Source organism: Streptomyces sp. NPDC002573 (genome assembly GCF_042889625.1).
Classification (GTDB): domain Bacteria; phylum Actinomycetota; class Actinomycetes; order Streptomycetales; family Streptomycetaceae; genus Streptomyces; species Streptomyces gibsoniae.
The window spans coordinates 1-24497 of record NZ_JBIARC010000082.1 but is presented as its reverse complement, the minus strand read 5'-3'; the positions used below and the strand labels follow the sequence as shown (position 1 = coordinate 24497).

Here is a 24497-nt window from a genome sequence, read left to right as displayed (position 1 = left end):
AACGCCCGCTCCCGCTCCACCAGCAACGGCAACGCATCCGACGACGTCACCCACTCCCGCAACGGAAACCGCGCCAACACACCGTCCACCTCAGGGGTGAGCGCCGCCGCGAGCCGGGAGGCGGCCGGACGGCCGGTGTCGCGCAGGGCGTCGGCCGCGGCGAGCAGCACCGCACCGGAGCCCTCCTGCTCCGGAACCCCGGCGGCCGCGCGCTCGTACAGCCGCGCGCCCTCCTCCAGGACCAGTTCGGTGTCGATCCCCGCCGGGATCTTGATCGTGGCATGGTGCCGCCAGGTGGTGACCGGATCGCCCCACCCCTCCACGGTGTAGGTCCAGTTGCCCTCCCGGGGGACGGAGACGGTGGCGCCCCAGCGGTCGGTGCCGGGGGCGAGTTCACGCATCGCGATCCGGGGACCGGGACGGCCCTGTGGATCGGTGAGGACCGCATGGGCGGCGACGGCGTCGTGGCCCTCGCGGAAGACGGTGGCGGAGATCTCGAACTCCTCGCCCACCACCGCCTTGGCGGGCCGGCGGCCCTGGAGGACGAGGGGGCGTACGTCGAGGACGGGGATGCGTCCGAGGGCGAGGCCCGGGGCCGGTCCCTGGTCCGCCGAGGGTGTCAGGGGGCCAGGGGGACCGGCGTCGGAGGTCCTGGATGGGGAGGCGCCGGTGCCCGGTGCCGTAGGTGTCGGCGAGTCGTGCGTCGGGGGCATGACCGCTCCTGTCCGCGTCAACGTGGGTGGCGGATGAGGGTGTCGGAAGGTGGCCGGCGGGTCTACCGGGAGAGCCTTCCCACCATGTGCGGGTGGGCATTCCGGCACTTTGTTAACTACTCACGCGTATGTCTACCTTCAAGACCGGCCGCATCCGGACGAGGGAAAGGGACCGGCCCCGCCCGCTGGGGCGAGGCCGGTAACAGTACGGGTGCCCGGTGAACGGCAGTTCAAGGGCGGTCCACCCGGAGAAGTTTGCCGGGCGAGCCGGAGCCGGCCTCCGTGACGTCCACGGACGACGACTGCCGGACGAGTGCCTGGCCCACCTGGGCGGGGGTCGCCTTCGGATGCCGGGCCAGATACAGCGCGGCCGCACCCGTGACATGCGGCGTCGCCATCGACGTACCGGACAGGGTGGTGTGGCCGGTGTCGCTCGTGTACGCGTCGGAGGTGATCCCCACACCGGGGGCGAACAGGTCGACTCCCGGGCCCCAGTTGGAGAAGGGCGCCCGGGTGTCGGTCCGGTCGACGGCGCCGACCGTCACGGCCTCGGGGACCCGGGCCGGGGAGTACTGGACGGCCGGAAGCCCGTCGTTGCCCGCCGCGACCACATAGGTGACCCCGGAGGCGATGGAGGCGCGGACCGCCGCGTCCAGTTGGGCGTTGGCCCGGCCGCCCAGGCTGAGGTTCGCGACCGCGGGCTTGTGTGCGTGCCGGGTCACCCAGTCGATACCGGCGATGACCTGGGCGGTGGTGCCGGAGCCGCGGTCGTCCAGGACCCGCACCGAGACCACCTTCGCCCGCTTGGCGACCCCGTACGCGGTGCCCGCGATGGTTCCGGCCACATGGGTGCCATGGCCGTTGCCGTCGGCGGCGGTCCCGTCGCCGTCGACGAAGTCCCAGCCGTAGCTCGCCCGGCCGTCGAAGTCCTTGTGCGAGATACGGATGCCGGTGTCGATGACGTACGCCGTCACGCCCGCGCCCTCCGGCCCCGGGGAGGTGTAGCTCCCGTCGAGCGGGAGACGGGGCTGGTCGATGCGGTCCAGGCCCCAGGACGGCGGGTTCTTCTGGGTCGCGGCGAGGGAGACCCGGCTGTCCTGGACCACCGAGGCCACCCGGGGGTCCGCCGCGAGACGCCGGGCCTGACGCTCGTCGGCCCGTATCGCGTACCCGTTGAGGGCCGTCCCGTAGATGTGGCCGATTCTCGTCCCGTACCTCTTTGCGATGCCCTCGCCGGCCGCCGACCCGGCCCTCGTTCCCCTCTTGAGCGTCACGATGTAGCTGCCGCGGACGGAGCCGGGTGCCCCGGCGCCGAGGACCATTCCCTCCGGTGCGGCGTGCGCGGGCTCGGCGGCGGCCGAGAGCGCCACCACCGTGGTGACCGCGGTGAGGCAGCCCGCCCAGCGCAGACGTGCGGTTCTCTTCCGTGCCATGGTGTGCGTTCCCCTCCTCCACTCGGCGTACGGCGACCACGGACCCTCCACGCCCCCGCACCGCCGCCGACCGGTACGCCGGTGGGCAGCCTCTCGTGCGGTGTGAACCGCCACAAGGCCGCCCGGCGGGGCGGAATCGGCCATATCGGTCGAGCCCGCCACAGGTACGGACCCCAGGCCCTGTCGTCGACCTCCCGGCTGCCCCGCGACGCCATGCACGCTCCCCACTCTCGGCTTCGTCCGAGCGGGAGGGGCCCCACGTCGCCGCAGGGCCCGCCCTCCGGGCGGACGACGGGAGTTTGACGACAGGACCTGGCACGCGGCGCGCGCGAACCGGCGGTAAGCCGAACGCACCGTTGCCACGCGGCGTACCGTCGGGGGAGACACACCGCGTACGCCCTTACGTGAAGGTGGAACTCGTGAAGGCCATCCGCAGGTTCACCGTCCGACCCGTACTCCCCGAATCCCTCCACCCGCTCAGCGACCTCGCGCGCAATCTGCGCTGGTCATGGCACTCCGAGACCCGCGACCTCTTCCAGTCCGTCGACCCCGAGCACTGGGCCGCCTCGGGCGGGGACCCGGTGCGGCTGCTGGGGAGCGTGCCGCCGGCACGGCTGGCGGAGCTGGCCGAGGACCGCCGCTTCCTGCGCCGCCTGGCCGCGGCCGCCGGCGATCTGGCCGACTACATGAGCGGCGAGCGCTGGTACCAGGCGCACTCCTCCGGGGCCGATCTGCCCGCCGCGATCGCCTACTTCTCGCCCGAGTTCGGCATCACCGCCGCGCTGCCCCAGTACTCCGGCGGCCTCGGCATCCTCGCCGGCGACCATCTGAAGGCGGCCAGCGACCTCGGGGTCCCGCTGATCGGCGTGGGCCTGCTGTACCGGCACGGCTACTTCCGGCAGACCCTCTCGCGGGACGGCTGGCAGCAGGAGCACTATCCGGTGCTCGACCCGCACGAACTGCCCCTGGCACCCCTGCGCGAGCCGGACGGCACCCCCGCCCGGGTGTCCCTCGGCCTGCCCGGCGGCCGCCGGCTCCAGGCCCGGATCTGGCTCGCCCAGGTGGGCCGGGTGCCGCTGCTGATGCTCGACTCGGACGTCGAGGAGAACGACCTCGGCGAGCGGGGCGTCACCGACCGGCTCTACGGCGGCGGCAGCGAGCACCGGCTGCTCCAGGAGATGCTGCTCGGCATCGGCGGGGTGCGCGCGGTGCGCACGTACTGCCGGCTGACCGGGCACCCCGAACCGGAGGTGTTCCACACCAACGAGGGCCACGCCGGCTTCCTCGGGCTGGAGCGCATCGCGGAACTGTGCGCGAACGGCCTGGACTTCGACGCGGCCCTGGAGGCGGTGCGGGCCGGCACGGTCTTCACCACCCACACCCCCGTCCCGGCCGGGATCGACCGGTTCGACCGGGAGCTGGTGGCCCGCCACTTCGGACCGGGCGCGGAGCTGGAGAACATCGCGGTGGAGCGGGTCCTCCAGCTCGGCATGGAGACCTATCCGGGCGGCGAGCCCAACCTGTTCAACATGGCGGTGATGGGCCTCAGGCTCGGCCAGCGCGCCAACGGTGTCTCGCTGCTGCACGGCCATGTCAGCCGGGAGATGTTCTCCGGTCTGTGGCCGGGGTTCGACCCCGACGAGGTGCCGATCACGTCCGTGACCAACGGGGTGCACGCGCCGACCTGGGTGGCACCGGAGGTGTTCCGGCTCGGGGCGCGGCAGATCGGCGCGGAGCGCACCGAGGACGCCATGACGGTCGGTGGGCGAGAGCGCTGGGACGGCATCGCGGAGATCCCGGCCCAGGACATCTGGGACCTGCGCCGGGTGCTGCGCGAACAGCTCGTGCTGGAGGTGCGGGAGCGGCTGTACGCGTCCTGGCGGCAGCGCGGCGCGGGAACGGCGGAGCTCGGCTGGATCGAGGGGGTGCTCGACCCCGATGTGCTGACGATCGGCTTCGCCCGAAGGGTGCCGTCGTACAAGCGCCTGACGCTGATGCTGCGGGACCGGGACCGCCTGATGGAGCTGCTTCTGCACCCGGAGCGCCCGGTCCAGATCGTCGTGGCGGGCAAGGCGCATCCCGCGGACGACGGCGGGAAGCGGCTGGTCCAGGAGCTGGTGCGGTTCGCGGACGACCCCCGGGTGCGTCATCGCATCGTCTTCCTCCCGGACTACGGCATGGCGATGGCGCAGAAGCTCTACCCCGGCTGCGACGTGTGGCTGAACAACCCGCTGCGGCCGCTGGAGGCGTGCGGGACGAGCGGCATGAAGGCGGCGCTCAACGGCTGCCTCAACCTGTCGGTCCTGGACGGCTGGTGGGACGAGTGGTTCCAGCCGGACTTCGGCTGGGCGATCCCCACGGCGGACGGCGCCGCGACGGACGAGGACCGCCGCGACGAGCTGGAGGCGGCGGCGCTGTACGACCTGCTGGAGCGGCGGGTGGCCCCGCGGTTCTACGAACGGGGGCAGGGCGGGCTGCCCGACCGCTGGATCGAGATGGTCCGCCAGACCCTGATGAACCTGGGTCCCAAGGTGCTGGCCGGGCGGATGGTACGCGAGTACGTGGAGCGGCTGTACACCCCGGCGGCGCACGCGCACCGCGCGATGACCCCGAACGCGGCGGGGCAGCTCGCGGGCTGGAAGGCGCGGGTGCGGGCGGCCTGGCCGGGCGTCACGGTCGACCATGTCGAGGCGACGGCCGCGACGTCGACGGCGGAGCTGGGCGCGACGCTCGAGCTGCGGGTCCGGGTGGGGCTCGGCGATCTGACGCCCGACGACGTGGAGGTCCAGGCGGTGTCGGGCCGGGTCGACGCGGACGACCGCATCGCGGACGCGACGGCGACGGCCCTGAAACCTGCGGGCGGCCCGGACCTGGAGGGCCGCTGGCTGTACGAGGGCCCGCTGTCCCTGGACCGCACGGGCCCGTTCGGCTACACCGTACGCATCCTGCCCACCCACCCCCTCCTGGCCTCGAGCGCGGAACTGGGCCTGCTCACGGTCCCCTCGGAGGAACTGACGGAGGCACCGGGAGTACTGCTGCGCTGACGACGAACCGGCCACGCCGACGAAGACGGTGGCGGCCCGCTCCGGGCGGGAGCGGGCCGCTTACGGCCTGTCGCCGTGGCGCGGGCCGCCGGGGCGGTGTCAGTCCTGCGGGATGTCCGCGCACAGCTTGCGCAGAACCGCTCCGCAGCGTCGGGCGTAGGCCTGCTGGAGGCCCCGGGCCGCCGGGCCGCCCGCCTTCGTGTACCACCGGGCCGGGCGGCTGAAGGCCGTGATCGTCAGCCAGACCGTGCCGTCGCCGGTACGGTCCACGACGAAGGCCTCCTCGCCGCACTCCGGATGCCCCGGCAGCGTGCCGTAGGCCCAGCCGGCGCGGCGGTGCTCCTCGACCGTCCAGACCACCCGGCAGGGGGCCTTGATCATGCCGGCCAGGGAGAGGGTGACATCGATGCCGGGGGCCGCCCGGTCCGCGCCGGTCAGGACGCCGACGCCCAGCGCCCGGTGCACCTCCCAGGTGAGGAGGGCCTCGGCCGCCCGGCGGAAGACCTCCTCGCCCTCGCCGATACGTGCGCGGACGTGCAGGGGGCGGAACCCCTCGGGGCAGTGGCCGTCGCGGGTCGCGCCGACATCCTCGTACGTGAAGGACATGGTCCCAGCGTAGGGCGGCCCCCGGCGTCGCCTTCCCGCCGGGGGCCGCTGTGGTGCTCTGTTCGTGGCTAGTTCACGTTGACCGCGGACCAGGCCGCCGCAACCGCCTTGTACTCGGTGCTGCCGGAGCCGTAGAGGGCCGACGCCGCCGAGAGGGTGCCCGCGCGGGCGGACTTGTAGTTGGTCGTCGACGTGAAGTACGTCGTCAGCGCCTTGTACCAGATCTGCAGCGCCTTGTCCCGGCCGATGCCGGTGACCGTGGAGCCGTTGGACGTGGGCGAGTTGTAGCTCACGCCGTTGATCGTCTTCGCGCCGCTGCCCTCCGACAGCAGGTAGAAGAAGTGGTTCGCCACGCCGGACGAGTAGTGAACGTCGAGGTTGCCGACGCTGGACGACCAGGAGTCGGCCGAGCCGCCGTCCTTGCTGGGCTTGTCCATGTAGCGCAGCGGGGTGCCGTCGCCGTTGATGTTGATCTTCTCGCCGATGAGGTAGTCACCGGGGTCGGAGGGGTTGTTGGCGTAGAACTCCACGCCGGTGCCCATGATGTCGCTGGTGGCCTCGTTCAGGCCGCCGGACTCACCGCTGTAGTCCAGGCCCGCGGTGTTGGCGGTGACACCGTGGCTCATCTCGTGGCCGGCCACGTCCAGCGAGGTCAGCGGGTCGGCGTTGCCCTCGCCGTCGCCGTAGGTCATGCAGAAGCAGCTGTCGTCCCAGAACGCGTTGACGTAGCCGCTGCCGTAGTGGACGCGGGAGTAGGCGCCGACACCGTCGTTCTTGATGCCGCTGCGGCCGAAGGTGTTCTTGTAGAAGTCCCACGTCTCCTGCGCGCCGTAGGCGGCGTCGGCGGCCGCGGTCTGGTCGGAGGAGGAGGTGGACGCGGTGCCGGTGCCGAAGACGTTGGTCGAGCCGGAGACCAGGGTGCCCTTGCCGGACGTCTTGCGGGCCAGGTTGTAGGTCTTGTGGCTGCCGCGCGAGGCGTCGGTCAGGTTGTACGTCGAGCCCGACTGGGTGGTGGTGAGGCTGACGGTGCCCGAGTACAGCGTCTTGCCGGTGCCGGTCGCGTTCTCGATGCCCTGGTACCGGAAGAGCTCCTTGCCGGTGGCGGCGTCGGTGATGACGTGGAGCTGGTTCGGGGTGCCGTCGTCCTGGAGGCCGCCGACGATCGTCTCGTAGGCGAGGACGGGCTTGCCGGAGCCGGCCCAGATGACCTTGCGCGCACCGTCGGCGGCGGACTTGGCGGAGCCCAGCGACCTGGCGGTGGTCACGGCCTGCTTCTCCGCCTTGGCGGCGGTGATCTGCGGCTTCAGGGAGGCCACCTTGATTGCCGACTTGGTCGCCTTGGTGACGCCCTCGGTCTGGCCGGCCTTCGAGGTGTGGACCACGAGGTCGCCGCCGAGCACCGGGAGGCCGGCGTAGGTGCGCTCGTAGCGCGTGTGCACCGTGCCGTCGACGTCTCTCACGACGTCCTTGACGACCAGCTTCTCCTTGGTGCCGAGGCCGATCTGGCGGGCCGTCTCCGAGGCGTTCGCCTGCGCCTCCTTCACGAGGGAGACGCGGGCCGACGCGGACAGCGCGGTCGGGGCGGCGGCGAGGGGGGCCTTGGCGGCGGCCGACCCGGTCTGGGCGGAGGCGCCGGTGGAGAGGCCGGTGGTGAGGAGCGCTCCGGCGGCGACGGCGGTCGCTATGACCAGAGTGGTGCGCTGGTGACGCGCGTAGCGGGGAGTCACGCGAGCTCCTTATGTGGGGGAGACCGACCGGCGTGGGGTTGCCGGCCGGAAGGGATGTGAAGTTGCTGTGCTCGTGCGGCGGGTGGTGGAAGGGTCCCATCAAGGACGCGTACATGTCAGGATCCCAAAGTGATGTTGGCTCAAAATCGTTTGGCTGGTTAATGTTTCGGAAATGTGAACGGGCGCCGCCCCGGGGGTTCGAACCTCCGGGACGGCGCCCTGCCTGACGGGCTCTGAACTGCGGGTTACGGGAAGGTGATCTTCCAGCTGTTGATCGTGCCGACGTCCTGTGCCGCCTGGTCCTGGACCCTCAGCTTCCAGGTGCCGTTGGCCGTTTCCGACGAGGCGTTGACCGTGTAGGTGTCGGTCACGTTGTCCGCGGAGTCGGAGGAGCTGAAGTTCTTCAGCCGGTACGCGGTGCCCGACGGGCCGATCAGGTCGATGACCAGGTCACCACGCCAGGTGTGGGTGATGTTCGGCGTCACCTGGAGGTTGTTCGGCGCGTTGCCGGTACGGCCGCTCACGGTGATCGACGAGGTCACCGCCGGGCCGTTGTCCGGGATCGACACCTTGGTCGTGCTCTCGTACGACGTCCCGCCGCCGGAGCCGCCGCCGGAGCGGGAGCCGACCGCGATCGCCGCCCACGCGTCCTGCACGGCCTTGTACTCGGCGCCCGTGGTGCCGTACAGCTCGCCCGCCGCCGCCAGCGTGCCGGTGCGGGCCGACGCGTAGTTGGTGGTCGAGGTGAACTTCGTGGTGAGCGCCCGGTACCAGATCTGCAGCGCCTTGTCCCGGCCGATGCCGGTGACCGGAAGCCCGTCCGCCGTGGGCGAGTTGTAGCTGACGCCGTTGATGACCTTGGTGCCGCTGCCCTCGCTCAGCAGATAGAAGAAGTGGTTCGCCGGGCCGGACGAGTAGTGCACGTCGAGGCCGCCGAGCCCCGAGTACCAGCTGTCCTTGGACGAGCCGTCCTTGCTGGGCTTGTCCATGTAGCGCAGCGGGGTGCCGTCGCCGTTGATGTTGATCTTCTCGCCGATGAGGTAGTCGCCCACGTCCGACGAGTTGTTGGCGTAGAACTCCACGCCGGTGCCCATGATGTCGCTGGTGGCCTCGTTGAGGCCGCCGGACTCGCCGGAGTAGTTCAGGCCCGCGGTGTTGGAGGTGACGCCGTGGCTCATCTCGTGGCCGGCCACGTCCAGCGCGGTCAGCGGGTCGGCGTTGCCGGACCCGTCGCCGTAGGTCATGCAGAAGCAGCTGTCGTCCCAGAACGCGTTCACGTACGAGTTGCCGTAGTGCACGCGGGAGTACGCGGCCTGGCCGTCGTTCTTGATGCCGCTGCGGCCGAAGGTGTTCTTGTAGAAGTCCCAGGTCTCCTGCGCGCCGTAGTGGGCGTCCGCGCCCGCGGTCGCGGCGTTCGACGTGGTGCCGTTGCCCCAGGTGTCGTTCGACTGGGAGAACAGCGTGCCGGTGCCGGAGGAGCCGTGGTTGAGGTTGTACGTCTTGTGCCCGCCGCGCGAGCCGTCGTTCAGCGTGTAGGTCGAGCCGGACTGCGTGGTGGTCAGCGTGACCTGGCCGCTGTACTGGGTGTTGCCGACGCCGGTCTCGATGCCCTGGTACCGGAACAGCTCCTTGCCGGTGGCGGCGTCGGTGATGACGTGCAGCTGGTTCGGGGTGCCGTCGTCCTGGAACCCGCCGATCACCGTCTCGTACGCCAGGGTGGGCGTGCCGCTCGCCGCCCAGATCACCTTGCGTGGCGCGTGGTCGGCGTCGGTCTTCTTCGAGCCCTCGGCCCGTGCGACGGACAGCGCCTTCTGCTCCGCCGTGGCGGCGGTCAGGGCGGGCGTGAGCGTGGCGACCTTGATGGTGGCCGAGGTGGCCTTGATGACCCGCTGGGTCTGCCCGGACCTGGCGGTGTCGACCACCAGGTCGCCGCCGAGCACCGGGAGGCCGGCGTAGGTGCGCTCGTAGCGCGTGTGCACGGTGCCGTCCGCGTCCTTCACGACATCACGGACGACCAGCTTCTCCTGGGCGCCGAGGCCGATCGCCCGGGCGGTGTCCGCCTTCGCGGTGTCGGCGTCGCGCAGCAGTTCGGCGCGCTGCGAGGGGGACAGCTGCATGGCCACATGGGCGAGGTCGACGTTCCCCGCCTGGGCCGGGACGGCGCTCGCGGCGCCCGACTGGACGGCCGCGGCCAGCAGGGCGGAGACGCCGACGAGGGCGACGGCCGCGGCGCGGCGGGCGGGGGTGTGGGAGGTGCGTCTGCGAGAGGAACTGCTTCTCAACACTGACTCCTTCTGCGCGGCCGCGGGTCGCGCGGCCAGGGGAGACCGGACGGAGGGTCGCCCGTCCGGGCAGAACAAAGGCGGAACGCGGAACCAGGTGCATGAAGGTGACGGGCCACGGCACAGCGGCGAAGCTGTGGGGTTGCTGTGAGGTGGCCGTGGGAAGCGTGGCAGAGAGCGCCAGAATTGTCAGGATCGCATCAAGAAGTTGGCTGGAAATGGTTCGTTGCCCGGATAGTCATGTTCGTTATACGAACTGTTCGGGTGAGTGGGCCGAGAGTGCGGTGACGACCGCTGATTCCGGACAGCCCGGCACGCGTTTCCGGACAACGCGAAGGCCCCGCCGGCGGCGCCGACGGGGCCCTGGAGCGCGCGAGTACTAGAGGGTCATCTCGGCGATCTGGAGCTGCTGGATCTGGCTGGTGCCCTCGATGATCTCCTGCACCTTGGCGTCCCGCAGATGCCGCTGCACCGGGAAGTCCGGCCCGATGCCGTTGGCGCCGTGCAGCTGGACGGCGTCGTTGGCGGCCGCGAAGCCGGCGCGGGAGGCGACGTACTTCGCGATCAGGGTCTGGCGGATCGCGTCCTTGTGGTTGCGGGCCCGCAGCACACCGGCCTGGCGGCACAGCAGCCGCGCCCCCTCGACCGAGGAGATCATGTCCGTGAGCATGCGGCGCACCAGCTGGTGGTCCCGGAGCGGTACGCCGAACTGGGTGCGCTCACGGGTGTACTCCAGGCTCGCGGTGAGACACGCCTGGGCCAGGCCCACCGAGCCGTAGGCCGTGCTGTAGCGGCCGTAGTCGAGGGAGCCGGTGGCGAGCAGGTCGAAGGTGAGCCGGCCGCGGCTGATCAGATGCGACTCCGGCACGACACAGCCGTCGAAGGTCAGCTCCGCCAGCTCGGAGGCGCGCAGGCCGAGCAGACCGGAGATCGGCTCGGTGCGGAAGCCGTCCGTGCCGCGCTCCACCACGAAGGCCGCCGGCTCGCCCTCCAGTCGGGCGAAGACCAGGAAGATTCCGGCGCGCTGCCCGAAACTCATCCATTTCTTCCGGCCGTTCAGGACGAATCCCGCCCCGGTGCGCTCCGCGGTCATCGAGCCGTTGCGCGCGTCGCTGCCGGCCTCGGGCTCGGTCAGGGCGAAGGCGCCGACCGTCTCCCCGGTGCCGATGCGCGGCACCCAGCGGTCGGCCTGCTCCTTGGTGCCCCACTTCAGGAGCGCGTGCGCGACCATGCCCTGCACGGCCACGAGGTTGCGGATGTTGCCGCAGCCCCGGCCGAGTTCCTCGCTCAGCAGGCCGTAGGTCTCCACGTCCATGCCGCTGCCGCCCGCCTCGGTCGGCAGCGTCGGCACCAGGAGGCGGGACTTGCCGAGGAGTTCGACGATCGAGTCCGACAGCCGCTGCTCCCGGTCCCAGCGGTCCGCCTCGGGTACGAGGTGGTCGTCGACGAAGGCCGCGAAGGACGCCCGGTCCTCCTGCTGCTGCGGTGTCAGTCCGTACAGCACCGTGTCCACCTCACATCTCCCGTGCGACCGCGTCGGGCCAGCGTGCCGGATCGCTGCCGTGCTGACTGAGGAACGCGTGGACCAGCCGTTCCAGGCCGAATCCCACACATCCGCTGGCTATCGAGCCGCCGCCGGGGCCCGTGATGCCGAAGGAGTCCCCGAAGAAGTTGCCGTGCAGATTGAACGAGCCCACGGCGATCGACCGGTCGGCGGAGACCGGCAGGAGCAGCTCGAACTTCAGCTCCATCATGCGCTGGGAGAGGATCTTGCCCGCGGTGTCGGCGTTGGTGAAGAAGTGGTCGCTCGCGACCTCGCACCGGCCCGCCAGGTCCAGCTCCTCCATCAGCGAGAACGCCTGCTGCATCACGCTGTTCCGGCACTCCGCGGCGAACTCCGGGGAGCCCATGAAGACGAACTCCCGGATGGTGAAGTCCCACAGCCGCTCCAGGCTGGTGTGGTAGCGGGACTCGTAGCGGAACGCCTTGCCGCGCGCCGTGACGACCATGTCGCCGTCGATCCGCCGCCCCTGGAACTGGTGGAAGCTGTGGTAGCACATCGTCGGCGGCAGGCAGTAGGTGTGGTCGGAGCAGTGCTCGAACAGATCGTCCGGCAGGCGCTGTTCGGCGGTGTAGCGCTCGACGAACGACTGGTAGACGTCCAGGTCGTTGTGGAGCCGGGTGACGAACATCGGGAACTGCGGGAACGAGCCGAAGTAGCCGAACCGGTCCAGCACGCTCGTCGGCAGCAGCGTCGGGTACTGGTACTCGCGGGCCGACTCGAGGCTCAGCGCGATGGCCCGCAGCCGCTTGTCGAGCCAGGCGAAGAGGGAGATCAGCGGCTCGCCGAAGCCGACCTGGCCCTCCCCGGAGACCACCACGGTGCCCTGCTCCACCAGCTGCGGGAACGTGTCGGCGAACGTGTCCCGCTGCACCGGGGACTCCCAGACGACCCGGGGTGCCAGCGGGCGCTGGGGCAGGATCTGCTCGGCCACCACGCGGTTCACCTTTGCCGCGACCTCCGCGGAATCAGCGCCCGCGGTGGAATGCAGGGTGAGTTCGACGCCTGTCACGGATCCCGCCTCGCGAGTCAGCTCGAATTCCGCGATCGAGCTGGACACGAAGAAGATCCGTTTCATCAGCTCGGGGGCGAGGGATTCCGGAACCCCCTGTGAAAGGCGCACATGTACGGTAGGCATCGAAGGCCCTTCCCGTTGTCGACTCCTTCAGGGACCGATTTTCAGACGGTGGCCAGTTTTCGGGACACCAGCTCGTCGATACGGTCGACCGTCCGGAAATTGTCGAACTGCAGATCCTCGCCGGTGATGGAAACGCCGAACTCCTGCTCGACGAAGAGCACCAACTGCATCACGAACATCGAACGCACAAGGCCGCGCTCGAAGATGTCCTCGTCGTCGCCGACGGCCGACTCCGAGATGTTGTCGAGAATGAACTCGCGAATGGCTTCCTTGTTGCCGGCGCTGTCGGCCATGGTGCCCCGTCCTCCCCTTCAGCCGCGCTTCGCGGCCTGGTAGCTGAAGAATCCCTGTCCGCTCTTACGGCCGTGCAGGCCGGCGTCCACCAGCTTGGTCAGCAGCGGGCAGGGGCGGTACTTGCTGTCCTTGAACTCGTCGTACAGCACCTCGATGGAGAGCAGCACGGTGTCGAGGCCGATCAGATCGGCGGTCTCCAGCGGCCCCATGGTGTGGCCGAAGCACTCCACGAACAGCCGGTCCGTGTCGGCGGCCGACGCGACGCCCTCGTGCACCAGATACGCGGCCTCGTTGACGGTCAGCATCATGACGCGGTTGGTCACGAACCCCGGGCTGTCGTTCACCACGATGCTCTTCTTGCCCATCGAGGACAGGAACTCGCGCGCGGTATCCACCGTGGATGCGGAGGTGTGGAAGGCCCGGATCACCTCAACCGTAGGCTTCAGCGGGACCGGGTTCATGAAATGCATGCCGATCACATTCTCGGGCCGGCCGGTCAGAGCGCCCAGCCGCGTGATCGAGATGGCCGAGGTGTTGACCGCGACGACGACGTCCGGGCGCAGGATCTCGCCGAGCCGTTCGTAGATCGGCTGCTTCACCGACCAGCGTTCCGTGGCGTTCTCGACGACCAGATCCGCCTCGGCCAGGTCCTCGATCTTCGTGGTGAAAACGGTCTGGACGGCCAACTCGTCGTAAGTGAGGGCCGATTCGGTGGCCAGCATCGCGTAGAGCCGTACGTCGTCCCGGAGTTGGGTGCGGGTGCGCTTCAGGACTTCCTCGGTGCGGTCGACCAGGATCACCCGGTAGCCGGCCTGGCGGAGCGCGACGGTGACGCCCCGCCCCATCACCCCGGCCCCGATCACACCCACGGTACGAACGTTCACCATCACTGTCCCCTGTCTCCCCGCAGTGGAGTGTTGTCCTGGCAGCCGTGGTCGTAAGCTGCCGGGCAGGCAAGAAATTGGTGTTTAACAAATGGCGAATGAAGCGCTCCGCCGACGGGCAACGGCGCTTCCCCCTGACTATTTCGGCCAAGTATCACCGAACGGAGCAGGACGGTACCGGCGCCGAACCGACAACACCAGTACTGAGCCGAGCGCCGGGAAGCCTACCCGTGGACCAGCATGCCCCCAAGCGATCAGCAGAACAAGATCCCGTGATGGACAGTAACCCGTGAGGGTGCCGATCAACCAGGCGGCACGACGAGGAAGCGGGAGTTGAGCGACTGTGGATCTTTAGTTCCCGAAGACCCTTGCGCAGAGGGCCCCTTGGATGCCTAGTCTGGCGTCGACTCCGCTTCACGCGGCACAGCCGTAACTGTCCAAATCGTCCTGTGGCCCGAGCAATTGATACTGCCCAGCCGCCGGACTTCCATACCATTCGTCCAACAGCCTTTGATTGCTGATTGCATCCGGGGGAGCCAGGCGATGAGCGACGCGCGCGACAGGCGGGGACCGAACGCGGGGAAGCCGTCCAGTGCGTGGCTCGGAGCCGTCGCCGCCGTCCCGGACACGACGGTGCACGAGCTGTTCGAGCGGATGGCACGCGGCGAGCGGGCCGCGGGGGCTCGCCACCCCGGTGGCAGCGAGGCGGTCGCGGTCGTCCACGGCGCACGGCAGACCACCTACGGCGAACTCGACGCGATGGCTGACCGCGTCGCCGGGCGTCTGCACGAGCTCGGGACCCGTACCGGTGAACCCGTGGCCCTGTGCCTGGAGCGCGGCCCGGAACTCCTCGCCGCGATGCTCGGCATCCTCAAGGCGGGCGCCGCCTATGTCCCGGTGGACGCCGCGGACCCGGACGAGCGGGTACGGCACATCATGGAGCAGGCCGGCATCCGTGTCGCCGTCACCGACGGCTCCCGCGCCTTCCCGGCGGACACGGTACGCGTCACGGTCCCCGACGAGGGGGGCGCCCTCGCGGACGGCGACGAGCGGAACGCGGCCGCCCGGCACGGCGGACCCGACACGCCCGCCTACGTCGTCTTCACCTCGGGATCGACGGGACGCCCCAAGGGCGTCGCGATGACCCACCGCTCCCTGGTCAACATGCTCACCTGGCACGACCGCAGCCGCCCCGGCAGCTGCCGGTCGAGGACCGCCCAGGTGTGCGCGGTCAGCTTCGACTTCTCCTTCCACGAGATCTTCTCCACCCTGTGCTTCGGCGGCACGCTGGTCCTCGCCGACGAGGACGTGCGCCGCAACTCCTTCGCGCTCGCCGACTTCCTCGCCGAGCAGCGCGTCGAACGGCTCTTCGCGCCGGTCACCGTGCTGACCCAGCTCGCCGAGGCCGCCCTGGACCGGCCCGCACCCCCGGCGCTCCGAGAGGTGATCACCACGGGGGAGCGGCTGCGTATCACCCCGGCGCTCCGGGAGCTGTTCGGCCGCACCGGGGCCCTGCTGCACAACCACTACGGCGCGACGGAGTTCCAGGACGCCACCACCTGCACCCTCACCGGCGACCCCGCCGCCTGGCCCGCGACCGCGCCCATCGGGCTGCCCCTCGACAACGTCCAGGTGTACGTCCTCGACGGGGACCTGCGGCCCGTGCCCGACGGCACCGAGGGCGAGCTGTGCATCGCCGGCACGGGCGTGGCGGGCGGCTATCTCGGCCGTCCGGACCTGACGGCCGAGCGGTTCGTGGCCAACCCGTTCGGGGACGGCGCCCTGTACCGCACCGGCGACCTCGCCCGCGCCCTGCCCGACGGCACCGTCGACCACCTCGGGCGCATGGACGACCAGGTCAAGATCCGGGGCGTCCGCATCGAGCCCGGCGAGGTGGAGGCGGCCCTCGCCGCCCATCCGGACGTCGCCGAGGCCGTCGTGCTCGCCCATGACGTGCACGGCCACCAGCGGCTCGTCGCCCACCTGGTGCTGCGGCCCGGGGCGCCCCGCGACGGCGCCGCCCGGCGGCTGCGCGACCATCTCGCGGACCGGCTGCCGGGCCCCATGGTGCCCGACGCCTACGACGTGCTGGACGCGATGCCGCTGACCTCCAGCGGCAAGACGGACCGCCGCCGGCTCACCCCGCCCGCCGTGTTCGAGCGGCTCTCCGACACCGCCCCGGTGGGGGCCGACACGGACACCGAACGGCTGCTGGCCGAGGTGTGGCGGGACGTCCTCGGGCTGGACACCGTCGGCGTCCACGACAACTTCTTCGACATCGGCGGCACCTCGCTGCACCTGGTCGCGGTCCAGCGCCGGCTGACCGAGCTGCTGGGCCGGGCCCTCCCGGTCGTCGATCTGTTCCGTTACCCCACCCTACGGGCGCTGGCCGCCCACCTCGACGACGCCGCGGCCCCCGCCACCGGGCGCCGCCGCCCCCGCCGTACGGGCGTGGGCGCGGCCGGGGCCGACATCGCGATCATCGGCATGGCGGGCCGCTTCCCCGGCGCCGGGGACACGGAGACCTTCTGGGAGAACCTGCGCGACGGCATCGAGTCCGTCACCCGGTTCGGCCCGGACGAACTGGACCAGGCCGACCGGCGGCTCTTCGACCACCCCGACTATGTGCCGGCCGGCGCGGTGCTGCCGGACATCGACCTGTTCGACGCGGCGTTCTTCGACATCACCGCCAAGGACGCCGCCACCGTCGACCCCCAGCAGCGCGTCTTCCTGGAGTGCGCGTGGGAGGCCTTCGAGAACGCCGGATACGCGCCGGGCGAGGAGCTGGGGCCGGTCGGCGTCTTCGCCGGGTCCGGCATGAGCACGTATCTGGTGAACAACCTCGCCCCGCACTTCGGGTATCCGCACGGCGGCCCGTTCATCGAGGCCGACATGATCCAGTTCCAGCTGAAGCTCGGCAACGACCGCAACTACCTGCCCACCCGCGCCTCGTACAAGCTGGGCCTGCGCGGTCCGAGTGTGAACGTGCAGACCGCCTGCTCCACCTCCCTGGTCGCCGTGCACCTCGCCTGCCGCAGCCTGCGGTCCGGCGAGAGCGACATGGCGCTGGCCGGCGGCGTCTCGATCGTCGTACCGCAGAAGGGCGGCTACCTCCACGAAGAGGGCATGATCCGCTCGCGCGACGGGCACTGCCGGGCCTTCGACGCCCGGGCGGAGGGCACACTCTTCGGCAACGGCTGCGGCCTCGTGGTGCTCAAGCGGCTCGACGACGCCCTCGCCGACGGCGACCGGATCGTCGCGGTCATCAAGGGCTCCGCGGTCAACAACGACGGCGCGGACAAGGTCGGCTTCACCGCGCCGAGCGTCGAGCGGCAGGCCGAGGTCGTCGGGGACGCCCTGGACGACGCCGGAGTCGACTCCGCGACCATCGGCTATGTCGAGGCGCACGGCACGGGCACCGCGATGGGCGACCCCATCGAGATCGCCGCGCTCACCGAGGCGTTCCGGGCGGGCACCGAGCGGCCCGTCGTCGCGGGCTCCTGCGCCATCGGATCGGTGAAGACCAACATCGGGCATCTGGACGAGGCGGCCGGCATCGCCGGGCTGATCAAGACCGCGCTCGCCCTGGAGCACCGGACCCTGCCGCCCAGCCTGCACTTCACCGAGCCCAACCCGCGTATCGACTTCGCGTCCGGGCCGTTCCACGTCAGCACGGCCACCACCGCCTGGCCGGAGGGGGAGACCCCGCGCCGGGCCGGGGTCAGCTCCTTCGGCATGGGCGGCACCAACTGCCATGTCGTGCTGGAGGAGGGCCCCGCCGCCGAGCCCGGCGCTCGCCCCGCGCCCGAGGGCCCCCGGCTGCTCACCCTCAGCGCTCGCACCCCCGAGGCGCTGCGGGAGCTGGCGGACCGCTACACCCGGCACCTCAAGGAACAGCCCCAACTGCCCTTCGCCGACGTGTGCTTCACCGCGGCGACCGGCCGCCGGTCGTTCGAGCACCGGCTCGCGGTCGTCGCGGCGACCTCCGAGGAGGCCGCCGACGCGCTCGGCGCCGAGCCCTGCCGGGCGGCCCTCCCGTCGGGCGGCCGGACCGCGTTCGTGTTCAGCGGCCAGGGGTCGCAGTACGCGGGCATGGGACGCGAGCTGTACGACACCCAGCCCGTCTTCCGGGCGGCTCTCGACAGCTGCGCCGAGCTGCTGGCCGGGCGGCTGCCCCGGCCGCTGCTCGAGGTGCTGTTCCCCGCCGAGGGCGAGGACTCCCCGGTCGACTCCACCGAGTACGCCCAACCCGCCCTGTTCGCCTTCGAGTTCGCCCTCGCGGAGCTGTGGGAGTCCTGGGGTGTACGGCCCGACGTGGTCATCGGCCACAGCCTCGGCGAGTACGTCGCGGCCTGCCGCGCCGGGGTGTTCTCCCTCCCGGACGCGCTGACCCTGGTCACCGAGCGCGGCCGGCTGATGGGCGCGCTGCCCGACGGCGGCCGCATGGTGTCCGTGGCCGCGCCCGAGGACGAGGTGGACCGACTCATCGCCCCGTACCGGGACACGGTCTCGATCGCGGCGGTCAACGGGGCCCGCTCCACCGTCGTGTCCGGCGCCGGGGCCGCCGTCGCGGAGATCCTCGCCACCCTGGACGAACGCGGTCTCCGCCACCGCGAACTGACGGTGTCGCACGCCTTCCACTCACCGCTGATGCGGCCCGTGCTGGAGCGGTTCGCCGAGGTCGCCGCGTCCGTCCGGTACGCCGCGCCCCGCGTCCCGGTCGTCTCCAACGTCACCGGCGAGCCGGCCGGCGAGGAACTGGCGCGCGCCGAGTACTGGGTCGAGCACATCATGCGGCCGGTACGGTTCGCCGACGGCGCGGCGGCCATGGCGGCGTCCGGCGCGGACGTCTTCCTGGAGATCTCCCCCCGCCCCACGCTGCTGCCCTTCGTGAACGAGCAGGTCGCCGACCGGCTCCCCGCCCGGCTGGTGCCGAGCCTGCGCCGGGACGGCGAGCAGCGCCAGCTGCTGACGGCGGCCGGTGCCCTGTGGGAGGCCGGACGTCCGGTCGACCTGCGGCGGCTCCAGGCACCCGGGCGGCACCGGCGGGTCGCCCTGCCCACCTACCCGTGGCAGCGGCGACGGCACTGGATCGACGCCCCGGCCGGGGCCGCCTTCCCGCCCGCCGCGCGGGCCGGGACGGCGCCGCTGATCGGGCGGCTGCTGGAGCTGGCCGACAGCGACGACGTCCGCTTCGCGTCCGTGGTGGGCGTACGGGATCTGAGCTGGCTGGGCGACCACCGGGTGTTCCAGACGGTGGTGATGCCCGGAGTGGCCTATCTGGCGACGGCGTTCGCCGCCGGGCAGGAGGCCTTCGGCACCGAGGGCGTCGAACTGCGGGACTTCTTCATCCACCGGGCCATGACCTTCCCCGACGAGGGCGTCGACCGGGACATGCAGACCGTCCTGAAACCGGAGGGCGGGCAGTCGGGGGACGCGTACGCGCTCCGTATCCACTCCCGGCCCGTCGGGGCGGCCGGCACCGAGCCGTGGACCACGCACATCTCGGGACGGCTCGCGCCGGGGCCCGAGCAGGCGCGGACCGCCCCGGCCGAAGCCCTGGCGGATCTGACGGCCCGCTTCACCGGGGAGGTCCCGGTCGAGGAGATCTACCGGGGCGAACGGGAACGCGAGATCGACCTCGGACCGCTGTTCTGGGCCACCGAACGCCTGTGGCGCAAGGACGCGACCTGTCTGTCCCGGATCGCCCTGCCGAGCGAGCTGACCGACGAGGCGCCGCTCCACCGGATCCACCCGGTGCTGCTCGAAGCGTGCTTCCTGGCGCTGACGGTCACCTATCCGGAGAAGTACGGCCGCCGGACGTATGTGCCGGTCGGCGTGGAACGCATGCTGTTCCACGAGCGGGTGGGCACCTCGGCGTGGTGCCACGCCCGGCTGCGGCCCGCGGACAGCGACGACCCCGAGACCCTGCACGGCGACGTGGACCTCTACGACGGCGAGGGCCGGGTCGTCCTCACCATGGAGGGCGTCCTGCTCAAGCGGGCCCAGCGGCAGGCCATGCTGGGCCGACCCGGGGCCGCCTGGCGCGACTGGCTCTACCGGACCTCGTGGACACCGGAACTGGCCGCCGCACCGGCGCCGGGCGGCCGGGGCGGGCACTGGCTCGTCCTGTCCGAAGGGCCGCTCGCCCCGGCGCTGACCGAGGCCGCCCGGACCCACGGCGCCACGGTCCGCACCCTCGACCCCTCCGGCGCCGACGGACCCGAGGACGTCGGGCGCCTGCTCGACCACGCGCTCGCCGGCACCGGCGGACGCTGCGACCTGGTCGTGGCCGCCTGGCCCGCCGAACAGCTCGGGACCGCGGACGACGGCACCGGGCCCACGGCCCCCGCCCACGCGGACGCGGCGCTCCGGCACGGCGTACGGCTGCTGCACCTCGTCCAGGCCCTGGCCGGGCGGGGCGAGAACACACCCCGCCTGTGCGTGGTGACCCGGGGCGCGCAGGCCGTGGCGGGCCACGAGGTGACCGATCCGGCCCAGACGGCCCTGTGGGGCCTCGGCCGAGTGGTCGGGCTCGAACAGATGGATCTACGACCGGTGCAGATCGATCTGGACCCGGCGCGCCCCCTCGCCGCACAGGCCACGGGGCTCGCCGCCGAACTGGCCCTGGCCGCCGGGGGATCCGAGGAGAACCAGATCGGCCACCGCGACGGCACCCGGCACCTGGCCCGGCTCACCCGGACGACCCCCACGACCACCGCCGGCCCGGCCGTCTCCCCGGACGCCACGTACCTGATCACCGGCGGACTCGGCGGGCTCGGCCTGCGGACCGCGCGGCTGCTGCACGAGCAGGGCGCCCGCCATCTGGTGCTGGCCGGGCGGGGCGCGCCCGGTCCGGACGCCGAGGAAGTGATCGACGAGCTACGGGCCGCCGGCACCCGCGTGGACACCGCCGCCGTCGACGTTGCGGACGAGGCCGCACTGACGGACTGTCTGCGGCGGATCGCCGACGATCCCGAACTGCCGCCGCTGCGCGGGGTGCTGCACCTCGCGGGCGTCCTCGACGACGGGGTGATCGGTGAGCAGACCGCCGAACGCTTCGCCCGGGTGCACGGCCCCAAGGCGAACGGGGCCTGGCTGCTGCACCGGCTCACCCGGGACCTGCACCTGGACCTCTTCGTGCTGTTCTCGTCGGTGTCCTCCGCGCTGGGCGCGCCCGGCCAGGCCAACTACGCCGCCGCCAACGCCTATACGGACGGCCTCGCCTCCTACCGCCGGGGCCTCGGACTGCCGGCCCTGGCCGTGCAGTGGGGCTCCTGGGCCGGGGCCGGCATGAGCGCCCGGCTGGGCCTCGACGAGAAACTGGAGCGGATGGGCGAGGGCGTCATCCCGCTCCGCCAGGGCGTGGACGCGCTGGGCGCACTGCTCGGGGCCCGTCCCGAGGGCGGTGCGGTCGCCGTCCTGCCCATCGACTGGCCCCGGTTCCTGGAGCACCAGATCGGCCCCGTCCCCTTCCTGTCCGGGTTCCGGCCGCGCCCCGCGACGGGCGCCGCCCCCGCCGGGTCCGCCACGTTCCAGGACCGGCTGGCGGCCGAGCACCCCCGGCGACGCCACCGGCTGCTCGCCGACACGGTGTGGGAGCAGGTCGTGCACGCCCTGGGCTCGGACACCGGACTGGAGCCGGACGTGGGCCTGTTCTCGCTCGGCCTGGACTCACTGGGCTCCATCGAACTGCGCAACCGGCTGGGGACCGTGCTGGGCTGCCGTCTGAGCCAGACCGTTGTCTTCGACTACCCGACGCTGTCGTCACTGACCGGGCACCTCGGCGAGGTCCTTGGCCTCGACGACGACTCGGACGCGACAACGGACGACGACACCGCGGGCGGGGCCGAGGAGCCCGGGGACACCGGCGGCTCGGGGGCCGACGACGTGGCGGAACTGCTGGCCAAGAAGCTGGGGATCGGGAACTTCGACCATGCGTGAGAAGAACGACCGCTACGAGGCCCTGCTGAAGGGGGCCCTGGCACGGATCGAGGAACTGGAGCACGAGGTCGCCCGGGCCCGCTCCGCCGCGGAGGGCCGGGAGCCGGTCGCGATCGTGGGCATGGGGTGCCGCTTCCCGGGCGCCGGGAGCCCCGACGCGTACTGGCGGCTGCTGGCCGAGGGCCGCGACGCGATCACCGAGGTGCCCGCCGACCGCTGGGACGTGGACGCCTACTACGACCCCGACCCGGACGCCCCCGGCCGGATGTCCACCCGGCACGGAGGCTTCCTGGACGACCTGACCGGCTTCGACGCCGCGCTGTTCGGCATCTCCGCCCGCGAGGCGGCCAGCGTCGACCCCCAGCAGCGACTGCTGATGGAGGTGTCGTGGGAGGCGTTCGAGGACGCGGGCATGCCCGTGAAGAGTCTGCCCGCCCGCACCGGGGTCTTCGTCGGCATCAGCAACGTCGACTACCGCGAGGCGATGGTGGCCCAGGGCGCCGACGCCCTGGACGGCTACTTCAGCTCCGGCAGCACCACCAGCACGGCCAGCGGACGGCTGTCGTACTTCCTCGGACTGACCGGCCCCTCCCTCTCCGTCGACACCGCCTGCTCGTCCTCCCTGGTCTCGCTGCACCTGGCCGTGATGAACCTGCGCTCCGGAGACTGTGACGCGGCGCTCGCCGGAGGCGTCAACCAGATCGTCACCCCGCACGAGACGATCAGTCTCTCCAAGGCGCGCATGATGGCCCCGGACGGCCGCTGCAAGCCCTTCGACGCCGCCGCCGACGGATACGTACGCGCCGAGGGCTGCGGAATGATCGTCCTCAAACGGCTCGCCGACGCCCGGCGCGACGGCGACCGCGTCCTCGCCGTCGTCCGGGGCAGCGCCACCAACCAGGACGGGCACCGCAGCGGACTGACCGTGCCGCACGGCCCCTCGCAGCAGGACGTCATCCGGCAGGCACTCCGGGACGCGGGCGCCGAGCCGCACGAGATCGGCTACGTCGAGGCGCACGGCACCGGCACGGCGCTCGGCGACCCCATCGAGGCCGCCGCGCTCGGCGCGGTCTTCGCCGGCCGGACCCGGCCCCTGGCGATCGGCTCGGTCAAGTCCAACCTCGGGCACCTGGAGGCGGCCGCCGGTGTCGCCGGCGTCATCAAGGCCGTCCTCGCGCTGCGCGCCGGTGCCCTCCCGCCCACGCTGCACCTCGACCACCCGAGCCCGCTGATCGACTGGGACGAACTGTCCCTGAGGGTGCCCACCGCCCTGGAGCCGTGGCACGAGGACCGCCGTCTGGCCGGGGTCAGCTCGTTCGGCTTCAGCGGTACCAACTGCCATGTGGTCCTGGAGGGCCCGGCCCCCGAGGACATGTCCGTGACGGACGCGGAGCCGTCCGCCGACGGGGCCGCCCACGTCCTCACCGTCTCGGGCGCGACCCCGGCGGCGCTCGACGAGGCGGCGGCGCGGATGGCCGCGTTCGTGGCCGACGGCGCGGGCGGGGCGTCCCTCGCCGACGTCTGCCTCACCGCCGGCACCGGGCGCAGCCATCTCGAACACCGCCGGGCGGTCGTCGCTGGCTCCGCCGCCGAACTGGTCCGCGGGCTCACCGACGGCGGCCCCGGCACCTTCGACGGACAGGTCCGCGGCGCGCGCTCGGTCCCCGAGGTCGCGTTCCTGTTCACCGGCCAGGGCTCCCAGTACCCGGGCATGGGACGGGAACTCTACGAGACGCAGCCGGTGTTCCGCCGGGCCCTCGGCGAGTGCGCGCGGATCCTGGACCCGATCCTGGGCCGCCCGCTCACCCCCCTGCTGTACCCGGACCCGGCGGACGCGGACACAGCCGCCGAGGAGCTGCGGAACACACGCTTCACCCAACCCGCGCTGTTCGCCGTGGAGTACGCCCTCGCCCGGCTGTGGCGGTCGTGGGGGATCGAGCCCGTGGCCGTGCTCGGGCACAGCGTCGGCGAGTACACCGCCGCCTGTGTCGCCGGGGTGTTCTCCCTCGCCGACGGTCTGCGCCTGGTCGCCGAACGCGCCCGGCTGATGCAGGAGCTCCCGGCCGGCGGAGTGATGGTCGCGCTGCGCGGCCGGCCCGACCTGGTCGAGGACGTCGTACGACGCCATCCGCTGGTGTCCGTCGCCGCCGTCAACGGCCCCGAGGACGTGGTGGTCTCGGGCGACGAGGGGCAGGTGCGCGAGGCGGTCGCCGAACTCGCCCGGCACGGTGTCACCGGGCGCGATCTGCGCGTCTCGCACGCGTTCCACTCGCCGCTCATGGAGCCCGTCACCGCGCCCCTGACCGAGGCGGCCCGCGCCGTCCGGTTCAGCGCCCCCCGCATCCCCGTGATCTCCAACGTCACCGGCGGACCCGTGGGCGCGGAGGAACTCCGCGATCCCGGCTACTGGGCGCGGCACACCCTGGCCCCGGTCCGCTTCGCGGACGGCCTGCGCGCCCTGCACGCCTCGGGGGCCCGCGCCTTCGTGGAGATCGGTCCCAGGCCCGTGCTGCTCGGGCTGGGCCGTGGCGCTCTGCCCGACGCCGACGCGCTCTGGCTGCCCAGCCTGCGCCCCGGCCGTGACAGCTGCGAACTCCTGGGGAGCCTGGCCACGCTCCATGTCCACGGCGTCCCCGTCGACTGGGCGGCCTTCCACGAGGGCCGCCGCCCGGGAGGGCGCCGCGTCGCCCTCCCGACCTACCCGTTCCAGCACGAACGCCACTGGTTCAGCGAGGAACCCCGACCGGCCGCGCCGGTCCGCTCCACCGCCGCCGGTGCTTCTGCGGAGTGGGCGGAGTGGTTGGTGGGGGTGGAGTGGTCGGAGGTGGCTGGGGAGGGTGTGGGCCCTGGGCTTTCCGGGCGGTGGTGCGT

General features: G+C 72.0%; 12 protein-coding genes. 3 read left to right on the top strand and 9 right to left on the bottom strand.

Translation table 11 applies throughout. The features are described 5' to 3' along the window. On the bottom strand, nucleotides 1-713 hold a 713-nt coding region (locus ACFYX0_RS40375; RefSeq protein ID WP_388978930.1), incomplete at its 3' end, for a maltotransferase domain-containing protein. A gap of 230 nt (nucleotides 714-943) precedes the next feature. Then, a complete protein-coding gene (locus ACFYX0_RS40370; RefSeq protein ID WP_388978928.1) occupies nucleotides 944-2146 on the bottom strand; it encodes a S8 family peptidase in 1203 nt (400 codons plus the stop codon). A gap of 419 nt (nucleotides 2147-2565) precedes the next feature. On the opposite strand from ACFYX0_RS40370, the gene ACFYX0_RS40365 reads away from it, so the two are divergent. Further along, nucleotides 2566-5190, top strand: coding sequence for a glycosyltransferase family 1 protein (locus ACFYX0_RS40365; protein ID WP_388978925.1), 2625 nt, complete (start codon nucleotides 2566-2568; stop codon nucleotides 5188-5190). A gap of 99 nt (nucleotides 5191-5289) precedes the next feature. Here the strand turns inward: ACFYX0_RS40365 and ACFYX0_RS40360 are convergent, their stop codons facing one another. The 7 genes from ACFYX0_RS40360 to ACFYX0_RS40330 all read right to left on the bottom strand — a co-directional run bounded on the left by ACFYX0_RS40360 (nucleotide 5290) and on the right by ACFYX0_RS40330 (nucleotide 13685). Further along, complete coding sequence (locus ACFYX0_RS40360; protein WP_311698974.1) at nucleotides 5290-5796, bottom strand: DUF1990 domain-containing protein; 507 nt, start codon at nucleotides 5794-5796, stop codon at nucleotides 5290-5292. Nucleotides 5797-5864: 68 nt separating this feature from the next. Then, a complete protein-coding gene (locus tag ACFYX0_RS40355; protein ID WP_388978923.1) occupies nucleotides 5865-7523 on the bottom strand; it encodes a M4 family metallopeptidase in 1659 nt (552 codons plus the stop codon). A gap of 245 nt (nucleotides 7524-7768) precedes the next feature. Then, entirely contained in the window at nucleotides 7769-9805 is a 2037-nt protein-coding gene (locus ACFYX0_RS40350) for a M4 family metallopeptidase (RefSeq protein WP_388978921.1), read from the bottom strand. A 379-nt stretch (nucleotides 9806-10184) separates the two neighbouring features. Then, nucleotides 10185-11318, bottom strand: coding sequence for an acyl-CoA dehydrogenase family protein (locus ACFYX0_RS40345; RefSeq protein ID WP_388978918.1), 1134 nt, complete (start codon nucleotides 11316-11318; stop codon nucleotides 10185-10187). A gap of 1 nt (nucleotide 11319) precedes the next feature. Then, nucleotides 11320-12504 carry a hypothetical protein gene (locus tag ACFYX0_RS40340; RefSeq protein WP_388978916.1) on the bottom strand — a complete coding sequence of 395 codons (1185 nt, stop codon included), beginning with the start codon at nucleotides 12502-12504 and terminating at the stop codon, nucleotides 11320-11322. Nucleotides 12505-12545: 41 nt separating this feature from the next. After that, nucleotides 12546-12797: an acyl carrier protein gene (locus tag ACFYX0_RS40335; RefSeq protein WP_355922862.1), complete on the bottom strand. Its 252-nt coding sequence runs from the start codon at nucleotides 12795-12797 to the stop codon at nucleotides 12546-12548. Nucleotides 12798-12815: 18 nt separating this feature from the next. Next, a complete protein-coding gene (locus ACFYX0_RS40330) occupies nucleotides 12816-13685 on the bottom strand; it encodes a 3-hydroxyacyl-CoA dehydrogenase family protein (RefSeq protein WP_388978913.1) in 870 nt (289 codons plus the stop codon). Nucleotides 13686-14225: 540 nt separating this feature from the next. Between ACFYX0_RS40330 and ACFYX0_RS40325 the strand changes: the two genes are divergently transcribed. Next, entirely contained in the window at nucleotides 14226-21626 is a 7401-nt protein-coding gene (locus ACFYX0_RS40325) for a type I polyketide synthase (protein WP_388978910.1), read from the top strand. Next, the coding region (locus tag ACFYX0_RS40320; RefSeq protein ID WP_388978907.1) for a type I polyketide synthase at nucleotides 21619-24497 on the top strand (2879 nt) is incomplete at its 3' end. The genes ACFYX0_RS40325 and ACFYX0_RS40320, both read left to right, overlap by 8 nt.